This window comes from Salinimicrobium profundisediminis (assembly GCF_026241755.1).
Classification (GTDB): Bacteria; Bacteroidota; Bacteroidia; order Flavobacteriales; family Flavobacteriaceae; genus Salinimicrobium; species Salinimicrobium profundisediminis.
The window spans coordinates 1-17,383 of record NZ_JAPJDA010000005.1 but is presented as its reverse complement, the minus strand read 5'-3'; the positions used below and the strand labels follow the sequence as shown (position 1 = coordinate 17,383).

The window sequence follows — 17,383 nt, the reverse complement described above, 5'->3', positions numbered from 1 at the left end:
ACCTGCTGCTTACCCTCACAAAGTTAATATACCTGCCGAAATATCCCAATATTTTGAACTCTATTTTGAGTTGCGCTTTAAAATAATTTTAACTTCCTCAAAAATAAGGGTTTAATTTTATGCCCGGGTTTTGGTATCTTTAACCCGCTATTAAAAAGTAAAAATTCCCTTACATGAAAAGAATACTTGCCCCTCTCCTATTCTTAACCGGTTTTGTTGTGTCGGCACAGGTTACCAACGTTCCCACAAGCTATTTTGATGATCCGCTTCAGGTACCCCTGGCTCTTGCCGGCACGTTTGGAGAATTGAGATCCAATCATTTTCACAGTGGGCTCGATATTAAGACACAGCAACGGGAAGGGTTACCGGTGTATGCTTCTGCTGAAGGTTATGTAAGCCGAATAAATGTTTCTCACTATGGTTACGGAAAAGCACTTTACATTCAGCACCCCAATGGATACACTACAGTATACGGCCACCTGAAGAACTTTTCTCCAGAGATTGAAGCCTATATTAAGAAGCTGCAATATCAAAATGAAAGCTATGAGGTAGAAGTTTATCCAACTGCTTCCGAAATTTCTGTAGAAAGAGGGGAACTTATTGCCAATAGCGGAAATACCGGTGGCAGCGGCGGCCCGCACCTGCACTTCGAGATAAGGGATGGCGAGCAGCGCCCAATGAACCCGCTCATGTTTGGAATAGAACTCGAAGACACCCGCGCGCCAATCGTGTCGGCCTTGTTTGTTTACCCGGCGGGAGAAGAAGCACATGTAAATGGTTCGGCCACTAGACAGAAACTTAGGCTTATACCACAGCAGGATGGTTCTTTTAGAGCTGAAAAAATTGATGCCTGCGGGGAGATAGGTTTTGGGATTACTGCAGTAGATCAACTTAATGCAGCCCCAAATCAAAACGGCGTTTATAAAATTGAAAGCAGTGCTAATGGCGAAAAACTCCTGCAGGTCAATTTTGAAAAATTCTCATTTGCAGAAACCCGCCACCTCAACCAGTTGATAGATTACGGATATTATACCCAGAACAATAGCAGGATCCAGAAGCTTTTCGTAGAACCTTCCAATCCATTAAGCATTTACAGTGACGTGAAAAATGAAGGCTATCTTAATGTGCAGGACAGCCTTTCGTATAACTATACGATAAAAGTAAGTGATTTTGCAGGCAATGAGCGTATAGTTCACGTGCCTATAGAAGGAAAACATCGCAATGACATTAAAGAAGACCCTTCCAAAATCACCGATTTTTTTGTCCCTGCAAGTACAGGAGCTCAGTTTGAAAGCAATGGTATAGACATTTATATTCCCGAAAACAGTCTCTATCAGGATGCTTACCTTGATGTTAGCTTTGAAGATGAAAAGGTAAGCCTGCACGAAGACGTAATTCCCATTCATTCGAACATCAGCATAGGCTTTGATGTTAGCAAGTATACCCCTGAAGACAGGGAGCAAATGTTTATTGCCAGACTCAACAAATGGGGAAATCCTCAATATTCAGGCACTACCAAAGACGGGGAAAGATTTACCACCAAAACCCGCACTTTTGGCACCTACACTTTAGGCAGGGACGTGAAAGCGCCTACCGTAACACCTGTTAACTTTAGGGACGGACAGTGGATCTCAGGCAATAAAGACCTGAAAATCAATATCTCCGATGATCTTTCAGGCATTAAAAGCTACCGGGCAACAGTGAATGGAAAGTTTATCCTGATGGAATATGAATATAAAAGGAATTTACTCACTCACGATTTTGTCGATGGGGTAGTCACTGACACCGAAAATCACCTGAAGCTGGAAGTAATTGATAACGTAGGAAATACAACTGTTTTTGAAAGCACGTTCTTTAGAAAATAGGTTTTCAGCTGAAGTATTTATCCAGCTTTTCCTGCATTAGCGGCCTTTAGCAGAAATTCAAAGCTAACGGTTAGACCTGTTGGTTCCAAAAATGTCATTTTTTAAGTTCCTTTAAAATTCTGAAAAGAACTTTTTTCAATCCAAAGTTGTGAAAGTGAATGGAAGAATCAGGTGCAAATAATTATCCCCCAGAAGTAGCACAACTTTCAGCAGGAAATTTTAGCGCAACTAATATCAGTGCGAATTTAATCCTGCTAAAAAGAAGAGTTGTAAATGTTATTTCTGAAGCGAAAAGTCTCAAAAATTAGGGCTAGTGTCGATAATTTCCGAATTGTCGGCCCTATATGAAACCCTAAAAATGAAAGTTGGATAAATATTCTCTTCCTATTTTTCCAGGAATTCTTTCAGCACATTTACCACGTATTCAATGTCTTCTTTAGTATTGTACCTGGAAAAAGAAAACCGCAAAGAAGGCTTTTTCAGATCTTCGGCAGGCAAAAAGGCGTTTAGCACGTGGCTTCCCTTATCGCTTCCGCTTTGGCAGGCACTACCTTTAGAGCACGCAATCCCGTGAAGGTCCAGCTGGAACAACAGCATTAGCGCTTTTTCCTGAGACATGGGCAGGCATACGTTGATAAGCGTATAAGTACTATTCTCAAAGTCACCGCAGTCGCCGTTGAATTTTACTCCGGGAATTTCCTTTTTTAAGAGGTCTGTAAAATGCCTTTTTAGAGAGGTGATATATTCCCTCTCTTCGTGTAAATTTTGGTAAGCTAACTTCAATGCTTCCTCCAGCCCTACAATATTATGGACGGCTTCGGTCCCGGCGCGAAATCCCCGCTCCTGCTCGCCTCCAAAAATAAGTGGCTGCAAACCGCTGTTTTTTCGGATATAAGCAAAACCAACACCTTTGGGTCCGTGGAATTTATGGGCACTTACAGCGGTAAAGTCAACTTTCACCTGAGAAAGGTCAAGTTCGTAATGCCCAATGGACTGCACGGTATCTGAATGAAACAAAGCATTGTGAGCACTACATAACTCCCCTACTTTTGCAATGTCCAGTAAATTACCTACTTCATTATTCACATGCATTAGGCTCACCAGGGTCTTTTCATCTGAAGATTTCAGGATTTCTTCCAGGTGCTTTAGATCAACTCTTCCGCAGTCATCAAGGTTCACGTAAATAATTTCGGTCCCAAAAACATCGTGAAGCTTATCAATGGTATGAAGCACGGCATGGTGTTCAATTTTTGAAGTAATGATGCGCTTTACGCCCAGGTCCCGAACGGCCGAATTGAGAATAAGATTATCGGCTTCTGTACCGCCCGAGGTGAAAATAATTTCTGAGGCCGCAACATTGAGGATCTTTGCCACTGTTTTGCGAGCCTGTTCTATTAGAGTTTTTGCACTGCGGCCAAAGGTGTGAGTTGAGGAAGGATTTCCATATACATCACGCATTACCTGGGCCATTCGCTCTACCACTTCTTCGCGAATCTGCGTAGTTGCGGCATTATCAAAGTAGACTTTTTTCATGGTCTACAAAAATAACAGATTTAAAATAATTTAAGCTTGTCTCGGTTAAATTATATATTACTTTTAATTTTGCCGAAAACCCGTCTTATGAAAAAAGTGTTTAGTTTATTTTTTGCAGCCGCGCTGCTTACCGCATGCAATGACGGGGAAATTATTGTGACCGATTTTAATTTTGAAGACCCCGACCTTAGCTGGTGTGGAGATAACCAGTCACAGGTATTGTATAAAATCAACAATACCGATGTAAATGAGGCAATTGCGTTTCGTTTTAACCTCGATACTGAAACCGAAAAGCTTTTCCTTTCGGAAGAAGGCCGCCTCAGCATTGCTTTGAACGGCACCACTAATGAAATTGTGTATCGGGTTTTTGACGGGGAAGTAACCGGCAGCTATTTTTGTAATGAAATTCCGCCCGTTTCCCCAAAAGTGGTGCGGGAATTTAAAAGTACCACGGGAGGTGAGGTCATCATCACTTCTACTATTGCCAATGCGACCGATCATGATGGAGATGGTATACCTTCAGCCAGTGAAGGAATGGATTCTAATTTAGATACCGACGGAGACGGAATTCCCAATTACCTCGATATTGATGATGATGGGGATAACATCCTTACCCGAATTGAAAGACAGGTAGAAGCTGAAAATTCAGTGAACTCCTATCCAGATTCCGACAATGACGGGATCCATGACTATCTCGATGCCGATGATGATAACGACGGTGTACCTACCAGGAATGAAGACTGGAACCTAAATTTGAATCCCGCCGATGACCAGGATGAGGATGGGCTGCCTTATTATTTAAACCCTGATATCATAGATTCTTTTGAAGTTGAAGGTTCGAGAGAAAATACTATTTCAAGAAGCTATAGATACCTCCTTACTGTTAATAACCTGACACTGGTTAACCAGGGAGGAGACGGGGAACAAATTCGCCTTGAGAACTATGAATTGGGCGTAATCACCTCACCTTCACAAAATATCACAATTCAGCCTACAAACGGTGAAGATGAGAACGGCGAAGAGGAAGGAGAAGATCAGTAATTCTGAAAAATATAAACTTCGGTAGCTCCCAGCCCATACTTTTGATAATCGGCATCATAAAATTTGATGTTATCATACCTGTGAAAGAGGGTTTCGAGTTCAGCTCTTAATACGCCCTCTCCTACTCCATGAATAAATACAATTTTTTGGATGCGTTTACTTATGGCAAATTCGAGTTGCCGCCGGGCAGTATCCATTTGAATGTTGAGGATTTCATAATTTGAGAGTCCGCCGGTCTTAGGCACGAGTTTGCCAATGTGAAGGTCAACCTCCATGGGCGGCTGATTTCGCTCTTTTGGTTTCACTCTTGAAGATCTACGCTTTTTTGAAGATTCTTTTTCCCTGATGACTTCTGAAAAACTTTCAACTTCTGGAGGAAGCATATCGGGTAATACATCTTCAACTTTAACTAAATCCCGAACATTAAAAGACAATAGAAAACCTTCAGAAGTTTCTATGTCCACATCAGCGCCGGTAATTGAAAGAACCCTACCTTCCAAATCTTCGTCAAGTACAGCTACTTTATCTCCCGGTTTCAGCATCACTAAAGAGAATTATTATTTTCACCTTCTTCATCTTTTTTATGGTCGTCTTTAGTCTCAACCCAATAATTGGTAGCTCTATATAGCCCAAACATCAACATCACCAGCCCAATAATCATCACATATACATTTCTCTCTTCTCCCGAAATTTCAAAAATGAGAAGCACGCCACCTATTATTATGACCGCGGAATTGATAAACTGAGAAGAAGGCTTTTTCATAATTATTTGTTTGCCAGTTGATTAAAATCAAAAAAGAGTAGTAACTTGAATCGTCAAAGCTACAAATTTCGGGAAAATGAGAAGATTTCTACTGGTTACGGCATTTTTATTTGCTTTTCACCCAATTTTCGGCCAGTTGAACATCGCTCCTTCAGGCAATGGACAAAACAGAAATTACGTTTATGTAGAAAAATCTTTCCTGTTTATTGAAAATGATATCAGGTTAGTTAAAAACCCTTCCGCAGTAAATGAAGCTTCACTATACCTGCGAGATAATGCCGAATTACTACAGGGAGAGCAACAAAACAAAGAAAATTCCGGAACCGGGAGCATCTCAGTTTTTGCTGAAGGAACCACCAATGCTTACGACTATAATTACTGGAGTTCTCCCATAATATCTCCCGAAAATGGCCTTTTTGGCATCTCACTTTTACAGGTTCCCGTTTCAACCATTGTAAGCCGGCAACCCCAACTCACCACTGTCCCAAACGGCACCGCAAACCCGCTCGCTATCTCTACCCGCTGGATCTACACCTACCAGGGCAACGGGTACTCCAGCTGGAAATTTGTTGGCGGCAACACGGTAATCCCGCCCGGTTATGGTTTTACCATGAAGGGCACAGAGGGAAAAGATTTGGTGGTTGTTAACGGAAGAGCAAATAACCCGGGAAATTCACAGCGGTACGACTTTCGTGGAAAACCGGTCTCCGGCACTTTAGACATCCCGGTAACGCCAGATGCTTTTGTGCTGGTAGGTAATCCATACCCATCAACTTTCAACCTGAGTCTTTTCCTGCTCGAAAATTCTGGCAGCGGCACTTTGAGCACAAATTGCTACGGAAGCATCCAACGCCAAAATATTACTACCGGTGTCGCCTACTTTTGGGATTCTAAAGAGAATGGTTCCTCACATAATCTCGAAGATTATATGGGCGGCTACGGAGTTTTTAGTCCGGTAGATCCCTGCACTGACGGAATTTATGAACCGCCGGTTTTCAAAACGGTAAAAAATGTGGAAGACGGCAGCACAGGCAAACCTTCTCAAAAGAAATTCCTGCCTGTAAGCCAGGGCTTTATGGTAAAGGGTGCCCAGGCAGGCAACATCACTTTTAAAAATTCTCACAGAACACCATCAAAAAATGCATTGGGAACAAATACCCCGGCACCCGAAGCAGTTAAGAAAGATCACCAACACACTTCTGAAAAGAACAGCCTTGCCCGGGTACAACTTAAGGTTACTGTGAACGACCTTTACGAAAGAAGCCTGAGCCTGGCCTTTTGGCCCGCTGCAACACCAAAAATAGACGCAGGTATGGATGCCGGGGCTTTTGAACTTGCGCCTACCGATGTGGGCTGGCTCCAGGGTGAAGAAAGCTATATAATTGATGTACGCCCTTTTGATATTTCTGAAGAAATCCCGCTGTTTGTAAAAGTTGAAACCGGGCATCAAAAAATGACATTTTCACAGGGAATTATTGAAAATGCCGCAATTCATGAACTTTTTATTCTAGATACTCTTACAGATGAATATTTTTCTATTAAAAAAGAACCCTTAACTTTAGAGCTGCAACCGGGAATTTATCACGGGCGTTACAAGCTTGCTTTTGCTGAAAAAGTAGCTAAAGAAGACCTGCCACAGGTGATTTTTGAGGAAGAGGCGTATTTAAAATTCAGCATTCATCAAAATAACCGCCTGGGAGCACTGCAAATAATAAGCAACGATCTTTTCCCGATAAAGGCTGTAGAAATTTTTGACCTGCAGGGGAAAAAAATGTGGTACCGCAGTAACTTTGACAACCGAAGGTCTGTAGAGATTTCAACCCGGCCGTGGGGAAACGGCGTTTATATTGTAAAGGTAATTGATATGAATAATCGCAAAACCGTTAAAAAAATATCAGTTTATAACCATTGACCTATATGGAAGAATTCATGCTCCCTTGTTTGAACAAACAGTTGTTTGGCATAGATTGCCTGGGTTGCGGTGCACAGCGGGCACTGGTACTGGTACTTCAGGGAGAATTTAGCGCTGCTTTTAAGATGTTTCCCGCAATTTACCCTATCCTCATCCTGTTACTTTTTCTTGTCACCAACTTATTCTACAAGTTTAAAGGTGACTGGTATATTAAAGCCGGCCTTATTGTAGTGAGTGCCGCCGTGATAATAGGTGCTTATATTTATAAAATGAGTTTTTTGATCAACTAACCAATAATAATTATGGAAAAACAAACTTTACCAAATTCAACACTTATCCTGGTTTTCGGAATCCTTTCTATCGTAACTTGCTGCTGCTATGGGATCCTCGGCCTTATCTTTGGGATTGTAGCCCTGGTATTGGCAAAGACTGCTAAACAAACCTACATGGCTCAACCGGATATTTACGAAGGTTATAACAATGTAAAAACCGGAAGAATTCTTGCTATTATAGGAGTTATACTTTCGGGACTGTACCTGCTTCTAAATATTGTACTTGTGGCTATCTACGGATGGGATGGGATGCAGGAAATGGTCATGGAATCTATGGAAGTTTACCAAAACCAGTAGTTTTAAGTGATCAATATTCGGTGCTCAGTGTTCAGAAACCTGAACCTGGAACTTTGAACTTTGAAAAAAAAGGAGGGCGAAAAATGTCATTTTTCGCCCTCCTTTTTTATTCACTTCCTAAATTACTTTTCGAATTCCTGAAGTGTTTTAGTTATAATACCTACACAATCCATAAGTTGTTCTTCGTTCATCACCAACGGTGGTGCAAATCGTATGATATTGCCGTGAGTTGGTTTAGCCAGAAGTCCGTTTTCCTTCAGTTTCATGCAAATATCCCAGGCTGTAGAGCTATCTTCAGAATCATTGATCACAATGGCATTTAGTAGACCTTTACCTCTCACCAGGTTTACAATGTTGGACTTTCTAATATAATCATCCAGTTTTCTTCGGAAAAGGTTCCCGAGTTTTTCAGCATTTTCAGCAAGATTTTCATCTTTAATCACATCAAGGGCAGCCATTGCTACGGCACAGGCTACGGGATTTCCGCCAAAAGTGGAACCGTGTTGTCCCGGTTTAATAACGTTCATAACCTCGTCATTGGCTAGTACTGCCGAAACTGGATATACCCCGCCAGAAATGGCTTTTCCGAGGATCAATACATCAGGCTTAACGTTCTCATGCTCTACTGCCAAAAGTTTCCCGGTACGTGCAATTCCCGTTTGCACTTCATCAGCAATAAAAAGCACATTATGTTGCTCGCACAATTCTTTAGCCCGAGCCAGGTAACCTTCAGAAGGTACGTATACCCCGGCTTCTCCCTGAATTGGTTCTACAAGGAATCCGGCAATGTTACTGTTATTTTTTAAAGCTTCTTCAAGAGCTTCAGTATCGTTGTATGGTATTTTGACAAATCCCGGGGTGTAGGGGCCAAAATTCTTTCGGGCACCTTCATCATTAGAAAAAGAAATGATCGTGGTAGTTCTTCCGTGGAAGTTATTCTCACAAACAATGATTTGAGCTTCAGTCTCCTCTACTCCTTTTTTCTCATATGCCCATTTTCGTGCAATTTTTATTGCAGTCTCAACCGCCTCGGCACCGGTATTCATTGGCAACAGCTTGTCAAAACCAAAATATTCTGTTGCATACTTCTCATACCTTCCTAAAATGTCATTATGGAAGGCCCTTGAGGTAAGGGTTAGTTTTTGAGCCTGTTCTGTCATGGCTCCCACAATTCTTGGGTGACAATGCCCCTGGTTTACTGCGGAATAAGCCGAAAGGAAATCGTAATATTTCTTACCTTCAACATCCCAAACGTGAACACCTTCTCCTTTTTCAAGCACAACCGGAAGCGGGTGATAATTATGAGCCCCATATTTATCTTCAAGTTGAATAGCCTCCTGGGAAGAAATTTTTTCTGAAATCTTCATTTTCATTTTTGTTTTCAATTACTAAATAAGCAATTCCTACTTTCCGGAAATACCAGCAAATACGGTATTTTGAGGAGAGAAATCATCCTGAATTCAGAAGTCGCAAATTACTAAATGTTTCCTGATTTTTTAAGGCCTGCGCCCAATAATTCTTGGCATTTATCCTATTTTTGCCACATGGCGAGAAAGAACAAAAACAAAGAATTTAAAAACCTCGAAGTCATTGATGCCGGGGCAAAAGGGAAAAGTATAGCCAAAGCCCCCGATGGCAAAGTGATATTTATTGGAAATGCAGTGCCCGGTGACGTGGTAGATGTGCAGACTACTAAAAAGAAACGCGCTTTTTACGAGGGTACAGCAACCAAAATACATGAATTTTCAGATAAACGGGTAGAGCCACCCTGCATACATTTTAGCGTTTGCGGGGGCTGCAAGTGGCAGTTCATGGGCTATGAACACCAATTGTTTTACAAGCAAAAAGAAGTAACAAATAACCTTACCCGACTTGGCAAAATTGAATTGCCCGAAGTCACTCCTATTCTGGGAAGTAAGGAAATTTATTTTTACCGCAATAAGATGGAGTTCTCTTTTAGTGACAGCCGCTGGCTAACACAGGAAGAAATTCAGAGCGGCAAAGATATTCAAGACCGAAATGCACTTGGTTTTCACATTCCGGGAATGTGGGACAAGATCCTGGATATTAAGGAGTGCCACCTTCAGCAGGCACCCAGCAATGGAATCAGGAATGGCATAAAACAATTTGCCATTAAAAATAATATTCCTTTTTTCAATACAAGAGATCAAAAAGGAATGCTGCGCACGTTGATGATAAGAACTTCTTCTACGGGAGAGATCATGGTGCTGCTTCAGTTCTTTGAAGACAATAAAGCACAACGGGAATTACTTCTGAATTTTGTTGCTGAAGAATTTCCGGAGATAACAAGCCTTCAGTATGTGATCAATTCAAAAGGTAATGACACCATTTATGATCAGGAAGTAGTTTGTTACAAAGGCCAGGACCACATTTTTGAAGAAATGGAAGGCCTGAAGTTTAAGATCAATGCAAAATCTTTTTATCAAACCAACTCGGCACAGGCTTACGAACTGTATAAAATTACGCGCGACTTTGCAGGTCTAACCGGAGATGAAGTGGTTTACGACCTGTACACCGGTACCGGAACAATTGCCCAATTTGTGGCTGCCAAAGCTAAAAAGGTTATAGGCGTAGAAGCAGTACCCGAAGCTATTGAAGACGCCAAACAAAATGCCAGAAACAACAACATCACAAATACCGAATTTTACGTTGGAGACATGAAAAAGGTGTTTACCAGTGAATTTGTGAAAACTCATGGAGAACCCGATGTTCTCATTACCGATCCTCCACGAGATGGAATGCACAAGGATGTGGTTGCGCAAATAATTGGTATCTTGCCACAAAGAATTGTGTATGTTAGTTGTAATTCGGCAACCCAGGCAAGAGATCTTGCGCTGCTCGACGAGCACTACAAGGTAACAAGAACACAGGCGGTTGACATGTTTCCACAAACGTTTCACGTAGAAAATGTTGTTTGTTTAGAACGAAGACAATGAACAGGTTCCAAAAATGGCTTTTTTTAGCAGGTTTTATTTTCCTCACCCTTGGGTGCCAGCGAGACGATATTTGTCCTGAAGGAACTGAGACCACTTCGCTACTGGTAATTGAATTTTATGATCCGCTTGACCCTACACGTTTAAAAGCAGTACCAAACCTAATGGTTCGCGCCAGTGGTAAGGAAGAAATTTTGATGGGGCCAACCACTGTAAATACTGTTAGCCTGCCACTTAGAACCGATGAAAACTTCACAGAATATATTTTCACTATCAATTCTGGCAGCGAGGAAGAAAATGCAGATACAGTAACTTTTACTTATTCTCCAGACCTTGAATATCTCAATCGCGCCTGTGGTTATAAAGTAAATTACAACAGCCTTGATGTTGCAATTCATGAAGATGAGAATAACTGGATACTTTCAGAAACTATTATACAAGAAAGCGTTGAAAATGAAACAGAGGCTCATATTTATTTTACTCACTAGTTTTTGGTTTCATTCTTCAGCAGTCTTTGCCCAGCAAGCGGTAACAGACACTGTTGATGTACGTGAAAAATATGGGCTGCGTGTGGGGATCGACCTGTCTAAGCCCATCAAGATGCTTATTGAAGAGGATTATCAGGGCCTGGAGGTCAAAGCCGATTACCGGTTGTATGAAAACATTTACCTGGCGGGAGAAATTGGAAATGAACAGAACGTGATCTCGCAGCCAAATGTGACGGCTTCTGCAAAAGGAAGCTACGTTAAACTTGGGGGAGATTACAATTTCTACCATAACTGGACCGGGATGCAAAACCTAATTTACATCGGATTGCGTTATGGTTTCGCCTCATTTTCCACCGAACTGGAGGAATACTCCATATACGACCGGAACCCTTATTTTGAACCAGATATAAGAGCTGAAGGCCGTGAATTCAATAATCTTACTGCAGGATGGCTTGAAGTAAAATTAGGCACAAAAGTGGAAGTTTTGAACAACCTTTATCTTGGGGTGCATGTAGAGCTCAAGAAAAAGATCAATGAGACTAAACCGGGGAATTTTGACAATCTCTACATCCCCGGATTTAACAGAACCTATGATGGGAGTAGCCTTGGCGTTGGTTACGGCTACTCCATTTCTTATTTGATCCCTCTCTACAGGCAGTAGCCTAATTTTCTTGTTTTTTAGCTTTTTTGGATCCTTCGTAGATCTCGTATTTAAGCAGCTTTGATTCAAGGGCTCCATTAAATAATTTGATTTTTCGGGAAGGCCTTAAACCTACATGTTTAATAGCTTCAAGATTAGAAGTTATAAACCAGGCATGGGTGCCAGGATAACTCTGCTTAAGCGTGTCACCAATAGATTTGTAGAATACAGGCATATCTATACTAAGACGTTCTCCATAAGGCGGATTAAACACCATATGCAAATGTCTTTCTGTTTGCTTTTCAGTCTTGAAAAAATCTTCGTGTTCTACCGCAATGAATTCCGCAAGATTAGCATTGTCAACATTATCTTTGGCTTTATGAACTGCAGATGGTGCCTTGTCGTAGCCTTTGATGGTGAAATGAAAATCCCGCATTTTCTTTAGTACCGACTCCTGAATTTTTTCAAAAAGATCTTCATCCCAATCTTTCCACTTTTCAAAGCCAAATTCCTTTCTATTCAAATTGGGAGGAATATTACAGGCAATCATGGCAGCCTCTATAAGAATAGTACCACTACCACACATGGGATCAATAAAGTCACACTGCCCATCCCAGCCTGAATGTAAGAGCATCCCCGCTGCTAAAACTTCATTTATGGGTGCAATATTGGTAGACGATTTATAGCCACGTTTGTGCAACGATTGTCCCGAACTATCGAGTGAAACTGTACAATACTCTTTCTCAATGTGAATGTTGATGCGCAAGGAAGGGAAATCAAGGTCAATCCCGGGGCGTTCTCCGGTCCTGTCCCTGAATCTATCAACAATAGCATCTTTTGATTTAAGAGCTACATATTTAGAATGAGTGAATTTATCAGAATGTACAGTAGCATCAATTGCCAGAGTCTGATTTGAATCCATGTATTTTTCCCACGCAATTTTGTTAACCTCATTGTAAAGGTCATCTTCAGAAAAAACCCTGAAGGTCGCAATTGGTTTCAGCACTTTTATGGCGGTGCGCAGGGAAAGGTTGGCTTTATACATGAAACCTTTGTCCCCATAGAATGAAACAGAACGTACTCCTTCCCGTACATCTATAGCTCCCAGGTTTCTCAATTCTTTGGCAAGTAATGGTTCAAAACCAAAAAGTGTTTTGGCAACCATTTGATAATTATTTCCCATTTGTTATTTTCTGTGAGAGACAAAAATACACTAATTTTGCAGGATATGGAATTAGCAGCAAATAGATGGTTTTCTTCGTGGTTTGACACTCCATACTACCATATTTTATATAAGAATCGGGGTGATGAAGAAGCACAGCAGTTCATGCAGAACCTCATTACCTTTTTAAAACTTCCTCAAGGGGCAAGTATACTTGACCTGGCCTGCGGTAAAGGAAGACATTCTGTTTATCTCAACAAGCTAGGGTTTGATGTTACTGGTGTAGATCTCTCTGTTAACAGCATTGCGTACGCCAAACAGTTTGAAAATGAAAATTTGCACTTTCATACCCACTGCATGTGCAAGCCAATGGACGAACAATATGATGCTGTTTTTAATCTTTTCACCAGCCTTGGCTATTTTGAAGATGAAAAAGAAAACCGGGAGAGTATTTTATCTATAAAAAAGGAGATCAAAGAAGGTGGCTGGGGAGTCATTGATTTTATGAACGTGGTTAAAGTGATCGATAACCTCGTGCCTTCTGAAGTAAAAACAGTGCAGGGAATTACTTTTAATATTACCAGAAAGGTTGAAAACGGATATATAGTTAAAGATATAGAATTTGAAGACGAAGGAGAAGAATATGCCTATTCAGAAAAGGTGAAAGCTTTTACTTTGGAAAATTTTCTTTACTACTTTGAAAAAGCAGGAATTGAACTGGTTCACACGTTTGGGAACTACAACCTACAGCCATACGATAAAATTAAATCTGACCGATTAATACTTGTATTTAAATAATGCTGTATATACTGCCATTAATAGCGGTGGTAATAGGGTATTTAATATCTCTATTCTTAAAACCGTCCTCCTCCACCGGCTTTCAGCTATTACTTTCTTTTAGCGGTGCTTTTCTCCTTTCGGTAACAGTATTCGAAATGCTACCCGAAGTCTACAGCTCCGGATTTGATAAGGTTGGATTGTTCATCATGGCCGGGCTCCTCTTACAGATTTTCCTGGAATTTCTCTCTAAAGGTGTAGAACATGGGCACATGCACCACAGCGGTAATTCGGTAAAATTTCCTTATCTCCTGCTCCTGAGTCTATCACTTCACGCCCTTCTTGAAGGTTTTCCATTAAATCAAAGCAGCGATTTACTTCATGGGGTAGTGATCCATAAGATCCCAGTCGCCGCAATACTGGCTGCTTTTTTATTCCATTCAAAAATAGCAAAATACAAAGCCTTTCTTTTTCTTGCGGTCTTCGGATTAATGACGCCACTGGGCAGCTGGATGCATGCAAATTTTATTATCTCTGAAGAATATTCAGCTTACATCAATGCAATGGTCATAGGGATTTTTCTTCACGTTTCTACAACCATACTATTTGAAGCCTCAAAAAACCATAGTTTTAATGCTACAAAACTAGCTGTGGTCATTTCCGGAATTTTATTGGCTTATTTTCTCTAGAACATGTACAGTCGTGCTGAAAGTAAAAAGATTCGCCAGGAATTCTGGACCAGCTTCGGAAAAAATTACGTCCGAAAGTGGCTTTTATACAACACCAGAATTAAAGACCTCTCTTTAAAATTCACTTTTACCCGCGATACTGCTGAAGTTTCTATAGATCTCGATGCTAATGATGAGATCATGCGACTTTACTATTTTGAGAAATTCGAAAGCCTGAAGGTGATTCTTAAAGATGAGTTTTTACCTGAAGCAGTTTTTGACAAATCTTATCAGCTGGACGATGGGAAAATAATTTCCCGCATCTACGTCACTCTACCCGGTGTTGATATCCACAATAAAAAAGACTGGTCAAAGGTTCAGTTATGGCTCGATAAAAACATGGATGCCATGGAGCGCTTTTTCCTGGAGTACAGGGATTTTATTGAACAGTAGAAATCCGCGCCAACGGTTTCCGAAATAGTATTTTTTACAAACTCTACCCTCCTCTCTTTGTTGGGGTGGCTGCAGGCCGTGAATATTTCCAGGAAGTTGTTTTGGTTAACCCGGCACGGATTACAAATCCGCGCCAGCCACATTTCGGAAGCGAGACCCTTCCCATCCGCCACAGGCAGATTGCCCCTCCCTAGAAGGTAGGGGTGCTGAAAGTCGTTTTCTACAGAAGCTTCTCGCTTAAATGTTCCCCTCCTCAGCTGAGGAGGGGTGGATCCGCCGGGAGACGGAGACGGGGTGGTGCATGGGGACCGGGATGCTTGTTGGGTGACAGAGCACGGATTACAAATCCGCGCCAGCGGGGTAAATTCTTCGTTTATGTTTCCTGAAGAAATTTTGAGAAAAGAAGACCCTCCCCATCCGCCTGCGGCGGATTGCCCCTCCCTGGAAGGGAGGGGTGCTGAGATTTGGTTCCAGATTAAGCTTTTCTACTGCAATCCCCCTCCTCTCTGAGGAGTGGTTAGGGATCATTCCTAAATGTTGTGGAGGAATTGGAGTAAATCTCGATCTTTGCAGAAAAATTACTGTAGGTGGATAATAATTACCTGGACCTGATTAAGCTTGTACTTCCACAATTCTTGGTGGAGAATTTTGACTTAGAAAAGAGTAGAAAAGAAAAAGAAGTACTTCATCTTTATTTTGAAGAACGCAATATCCCTCCTGACGAACATTCTTCAAAGATTTTAGTATCTAAAGGTTTCCACAAAGAAATTACTATTCAAGACTTTCCGCTCCGGGGAAACACCGTTTATCTTCATGTGAAACGCCGTCGATGGTTGGATAAAGATACCGGACAGGTAGTGCAAAGAGACTGGAACTTAGTAGCACAGGGAACACGTATGACCAACGAGTTCGCTGCTTTTTTAAAAGAAATTAGTCGATACTAAGGCTTCTGACTGCCATACTATTGGAAGTTTCTACAGTGTCAATGGAAAGAAACTGCAGCGCCAGTACAAAGACTTTCTGAGTGATTTTAAGCAGTGGAAAGAAAAGAAGCACGCCAGAAAGTGGCTTATCTTTCCAGAGAATATGGGACCTTACCTCTCCATTGATGAGACTGCTCTATCCAAAGGAGAGCTCTACACGATCATCACCAATAAGAAGGCTAAAGGTAAAAAAGGAGCACTTGTAGCTATTATTGCCGGTACTAAAGCTGAAGCTATCATTGAGCAATTACTAAAGATCCCTTCTTATCAACGCAATAAAGTGAAGGAGATAAGCTTAGATATGGCTCATTCCATGAAGCTTATCGTGCAGAAATGTTTTCCAAAAGCAATAAAAGTCACAGATCGATTCCACGTCCAGAAGCTGGCTATTGAAGCCCTTCAGAACCTCCGGATCAAGCATCGATGGGAAGCAATTGATTATGAAAACGAGCAGATACAGAAGAGAAAATTAAAAGGCCAAAGTTATACTCCAGAGACCTTTACCAATGGAGATACCAGGAAACAGTTATTGGCCAGGAGTAGATATCTGCTATACAAAGCTCCATCGAAATGGACAGAAAGTCAATCTAAAAGAGCTAAAATCTTGTTCCATGAATATACAGACATTGATAAAGCCTATGCACTTGTCAATAGCCTTAGAAATGTATTTAACCAGACAAAATCTATTGAAGCAGGATATACAAGATTAGCCCATTGGTATAAAGAAGTAGAAGAATCCGGATTTAAATCATTTAACACCGTTGCCACAACAATAAGTCTCAACTACAGATCGATCTTAAACTACTTTAGAAATAGAAGCACAAATGCTTCAGCAGAATCATTCAATGCAAAAATTAAAGCTTTTAGAAGTCAATTTAGAGGGGTGAAAAATGTAGAATTTTTCCTGTACAGATTAACTACATTATTTAGCTAGTCCACAACTTTTGTTCTTGATCCCTCCCCATCCACCTGCGGCAGATTGCCCCTCCCTGGAAGGGAGGGGTGCTGAGATTTGGTTCCAGATTAAGCTTTTGTACTGCAATCCCCCTCCTGCTTAATCTCTAACTTTTGTTCTTGATCCTCCCTCCACTCTGAAGAAGCGTGGCTACAGGCCTTGCTAATTTTAGGGCATAAAAAAACCCTTCATCAAATAAATGATGAAGGGTTTAAAAGAAAGGCGGCGACATACTCTCCCACAAATAGCAGTACCATCTGCGCTAACGGGCTTAACTTCTCTGTTCGGAATGGGAAGAGGTGAGCCCCGTTGCTATAACCACCTTAAATCGTTAGTATGCAGTGTTCAGTGATCAGTTGGCAGTAGCCATGATTACTTACTAGATATCATACCTAATAACTTTGACATAGTTGGAAAATAATAATATAAGAAAACACTTTGAGCAGTATATTAAGCTTCAGGTTATCCTCCCCGGCCCTTGCAGGCCGGGAAGCGCACTAAGCTATACGGATTATTAGTATCACTCGGCTATGACATTACTGCCTTTACACCTGTGACCT

At 41.2% G+C, this 17,383-nt stretch carries 19 protein-coding genes and 1 rRNA gene; 14 read left to right on the top strand and 6 right to left on the bottom strand.

Annotated elements, in window-relative coordinates; genetic code table 11:
- Window positions 1-173: 173 nt before the first annotated feature.
- Window positions 174-1,865 carry a M23 family metallopeptidase gene (locus OQ279_RS03975; protein ID WP_266068516.1) on the top strand — a complete coding sequence of 564 codons (1,692 nt, stop codon included), beginning with the start codon at window positions 174-176 and terminating at the stop codon, window positions 1,863-1,865.
- Window positions 1,866-2,023: 158 nt separating this feature from the next.
- Window positions 2,024-2,173 carry a hypothetical protein gene (locus tag OQ279_RS03970; RefSeq protein WP_266068515.1) on the top strand — a complete coding sequence of 50 codons (150 nt, stop codon included), beginning with the start codon at window positions 2,024-2,026 and terminating at the stop codon, window positions 2,171-2,173.
- A 76-nt stretch (window positions 2,174-2,249) separates the two neighbouring features.
- Here OQ279_RS03970 and OQ279_RS03965 read toward each other — a convergent pair whose 3' ends face one another.
- Complete coding sequence (locus tag OQ279_RS03965; RefSeq protein ID WP_266068514.1) at window positions 2,250-3,398, bottom strand: cysteine desulfurase family protein; 1,149 nt, start codon at window positions 3,396-3,398, stop codon at window positions 2,250-2,252.
- Window positions 3,399-3,485: 87 nt separating this feature from the next.
- Here OQ279_RS03965 and OQ279_RS03960 point away from each other — a divergent pair, with 87 nt between their 5' ends.
- The gene (locus tag OQ279_RS03960) at window positions 3,486-4,439 is read left to right on the top strand and encodes a lipoprotein (RefSeq protein WP_266068513.1); all 954 of its coding nucleotides are present in this window, start codon (window positions 3,486-3,488) and stop codon (window positions 4,437-4,439) included.
- Here OQ279_RS03960 and OQ279_RS03955 read toward each other — a convergent pair.
- Window positions 4,433-4,981: a DUF8465 domain-containing protein gene (locus OQ279_RS03955; protein ID WP_266068650.1), complete on the bottom strand. Its 549-nt coding sequence runs from the start codon at window positions 4,979-4,981 to the stop codon at window positions 4,433-4,435. The two genes, OQ279_RS03960 and OQ279_RS03955, sit on opposite strands and share 7 nt — an antisense overlap.
- Before the next feature lie 2 nt (window positions 4,982-4,983).
- Window positions 4,984-5,202 (bottom strand): hypothetical protein, encoded by a 219-nt coding sequence (locus OQ279_RS03950; RefSeq protein WP_266068511.1) that lies wholly within the window; start codon window positions 5,200-5,202, stop codon window positions 4,984-4,986.
- 76 nt (window positions 5,203-5,278) lie between these two features.
- Between OQ279_RS03950 and OQ279_RS03945 the strand changes: the two genes are divergently transcribed.
- The 3 genes from OQ279_RS03945 to OQ279_RS03935 are packed head-to-tail and all read left to right on the top strand — an operon-like array spanning window position 5,279 to window position 7,743.
- A complete protein-coding gene (locus OQ279_RS03945; protein WP_266068509.1) occupies window positions 5,279-7,114 on the top strand; it encodes a DUF8693 domain-containing protein in 1,836 nt (611 codons plus the stop codon).
- A gap of 5 nt (window positions 7,115-7,119) precedes the next feature.
- Window positions 7,120-7,404: a DUF2752 domain-containing protein gene (locus OQ279_RS03940; RefSeq protein WP_266068508.1), complete on the top strand. Its 285-nt coding sequence runs from the start codon at window positions 7,120-7,122 to the stop codon at window positions 7,402-7,404.
- A 12-nt stretch (window positions 7,405-7,416) separates the two neighbouring features.
- Window positions 7,417-7,743: a CCC motif membrane protein gene (locus tag OQ279_RS03935; protein ID WP_266068507.1), complete on the top strand. Its 327-nt coding sequence runs from the start codon at window positions 7,417-7,419 to the stop codon at window positions 7,741-7,743.
- 122 nt (window positions 7,744-7,865) lie between these two features.
- Here the strand turns inward: OQ279_RS03935 and rocD are convergent, their stop codons facing one another.
- Window positions 7,866-9,110, bottom strand: a complete 1,245-nt coding sequence (gene rocD / locus OQ279_RS03930) for an ornithine--oxo-acid transaminase (RefSeq protein WP_266068506.1) — start codon at window positions 9,108-9,110, stop codon at window positions 7,866-7,868.
- A gap of 177 nt (window positions 9,111-9,287) precedes the next feature.
- Between rocD and rlmD the strand changes: the two genes are divergently transcribed.
- Genes rlmD through OQ279_RS03915 form a run of 3 tightly spaced genes read left to right on the top strand, consistent with a single transcriptional unit; the run spans window position 9,288 to window position 11,846 of the window.
- Entirely contained in the window at window positions 9,288-10,700 is a 1,413-nt protein-coding gene (rlmD, locus tag OQ279_RS03925; RefSeq protein ID WP_266068505.1) for a 23S rRNA (uracil(1939)-C(5))-methyltransferase RlmD, read from the top strand.
- Window positions 10,697-11,185 (top strand): DUF6452 family protein, encoded by a 489-nt coding sequence (locus OQ279_RS03920; RefSeq protein WP_266068503.1) that lies wholly within the window; start codon window positions 10,697-10,699, stop codon window positions 11,183-11,185. Before rlmD ends, OQ279_RS03920 begins: the two co-directional genes overlap by 4 nt.
- Window positions 11,151-11,846: a DUF6048 family protein gene (locus OQ279_RS03915; RefSeq protein WP_266068501.1), complete on the top strand. Its 696-nt coding sequence runs from the start codon at window positions 11,151-11,153 to the stop codon at window positions 11,844-11,846. Before OQ279_RS03920 ends, OQ279_RS03915 begins: the two co-directional genes overlap by 35 nt.
- Window position 11,847: 1 nt before the next feature.
- On the opposite strand, the gene OQ279_RS03910 is transcribed toward OQ279_RS03915, so the two are convergent.
- The gene (locus tag OQ279_RS03910; protein ID WP_266068499.1) at window positions 11,848-13,008 is read right to left on the bottom strand and encodes a THUMP domain-containing class I SAM-dependent RNA methyltransferase; all 1,161 of its coding nucleotides are present in this window, start codon (window positions 13,006-13,008) and stop codon (window positions 11,848-11,850) included.
- A gap of 45 nt (window positions 13,009-13,053) precedes the next feature.
- Between OQ279_RS03910 and OQ279_RS03905 the strand changes: the two genes are divergently transcribed.
- From OQ279_RS03905 to OQ279_RS03885, 5 genes are all read left to right on the top strand, one after another.
- Window positions 13,054-13,785, top strand: coding sequence for a class I SAM-dependent methyltransferase (locus OQ279_RS03905; RefSeq protein WP_266068498.1), 732 nt, complete (start codon window positions 13,054-13,056; stop codon window positions 13,783-13,785).
- Window positions 13,785-14,453: a ZIP family metal transporter gene (locus tag OQ279_RS03900; protein ID WP_266068497.1), complete on the top strand. Its 669-nt coding sequence runs from the start codon at window positions 13,785-13,787 to the stop codon at window positions 14,451-14,453. The genes OQ279_RS03905 and OQ279_RS03900 overlap by 1 nt, the downstream gene beginning before the upstream one ends.
- 3 nt (window positions 14,454-14,456) lie before the next feature.
- Window positions 14,457-14,885: a DUF4268 domain-containing protein gene (locus OQ279_RS03895; protein ID WP_266068496.1), complete on the top strand. Its 429-nt coding sequence runs from the start codon at window positions 14,457-14,459 to the stop codon at window positions 14,883-14,885.
- A 587-nt stretch (window positions 14,886-15,472) separates the two neighbouring features.
- Window positions 15,473-15,829 (top strand): ISAon1 family transposase N-terminal region protein, encoded by a 357-nt coding sequence (locus OQ279_RS03890; RefSeq protein WP_266068495.1) that lies wholly within the window; start codon window positions 15,473-15,475, stop codon window positions 15,827-15,829.
- A gap of 19 nt (window positions 15,830-15,848) precedes the next feature.
- The gene (locus OQ279_RS03885; protein ID WP_442476009.1) at window positions 15,849-16,802 is read left to right on the top strand and encodes an ISAon1 family transposase; all 954 of its coding nucleotides are present in this window, start codon (window positions 15,849-15,851) and stop codon (window positions 16,800-16,802) included.
- Between the two features lie 238 nt (window positions 16,803-17,040).
- On the opposite strand, the gene rrf is transcribed toward OQ279_RS03885, so the two are convergent.
- Window positions 17,041-17,149, bottom strand: a 5S ribosomal RNA gene (gene rrf, locus OQ279_RS03880).
- Between the last annotated feature and the right edge of the window lie 234 nt (window positions 17,150-17,383).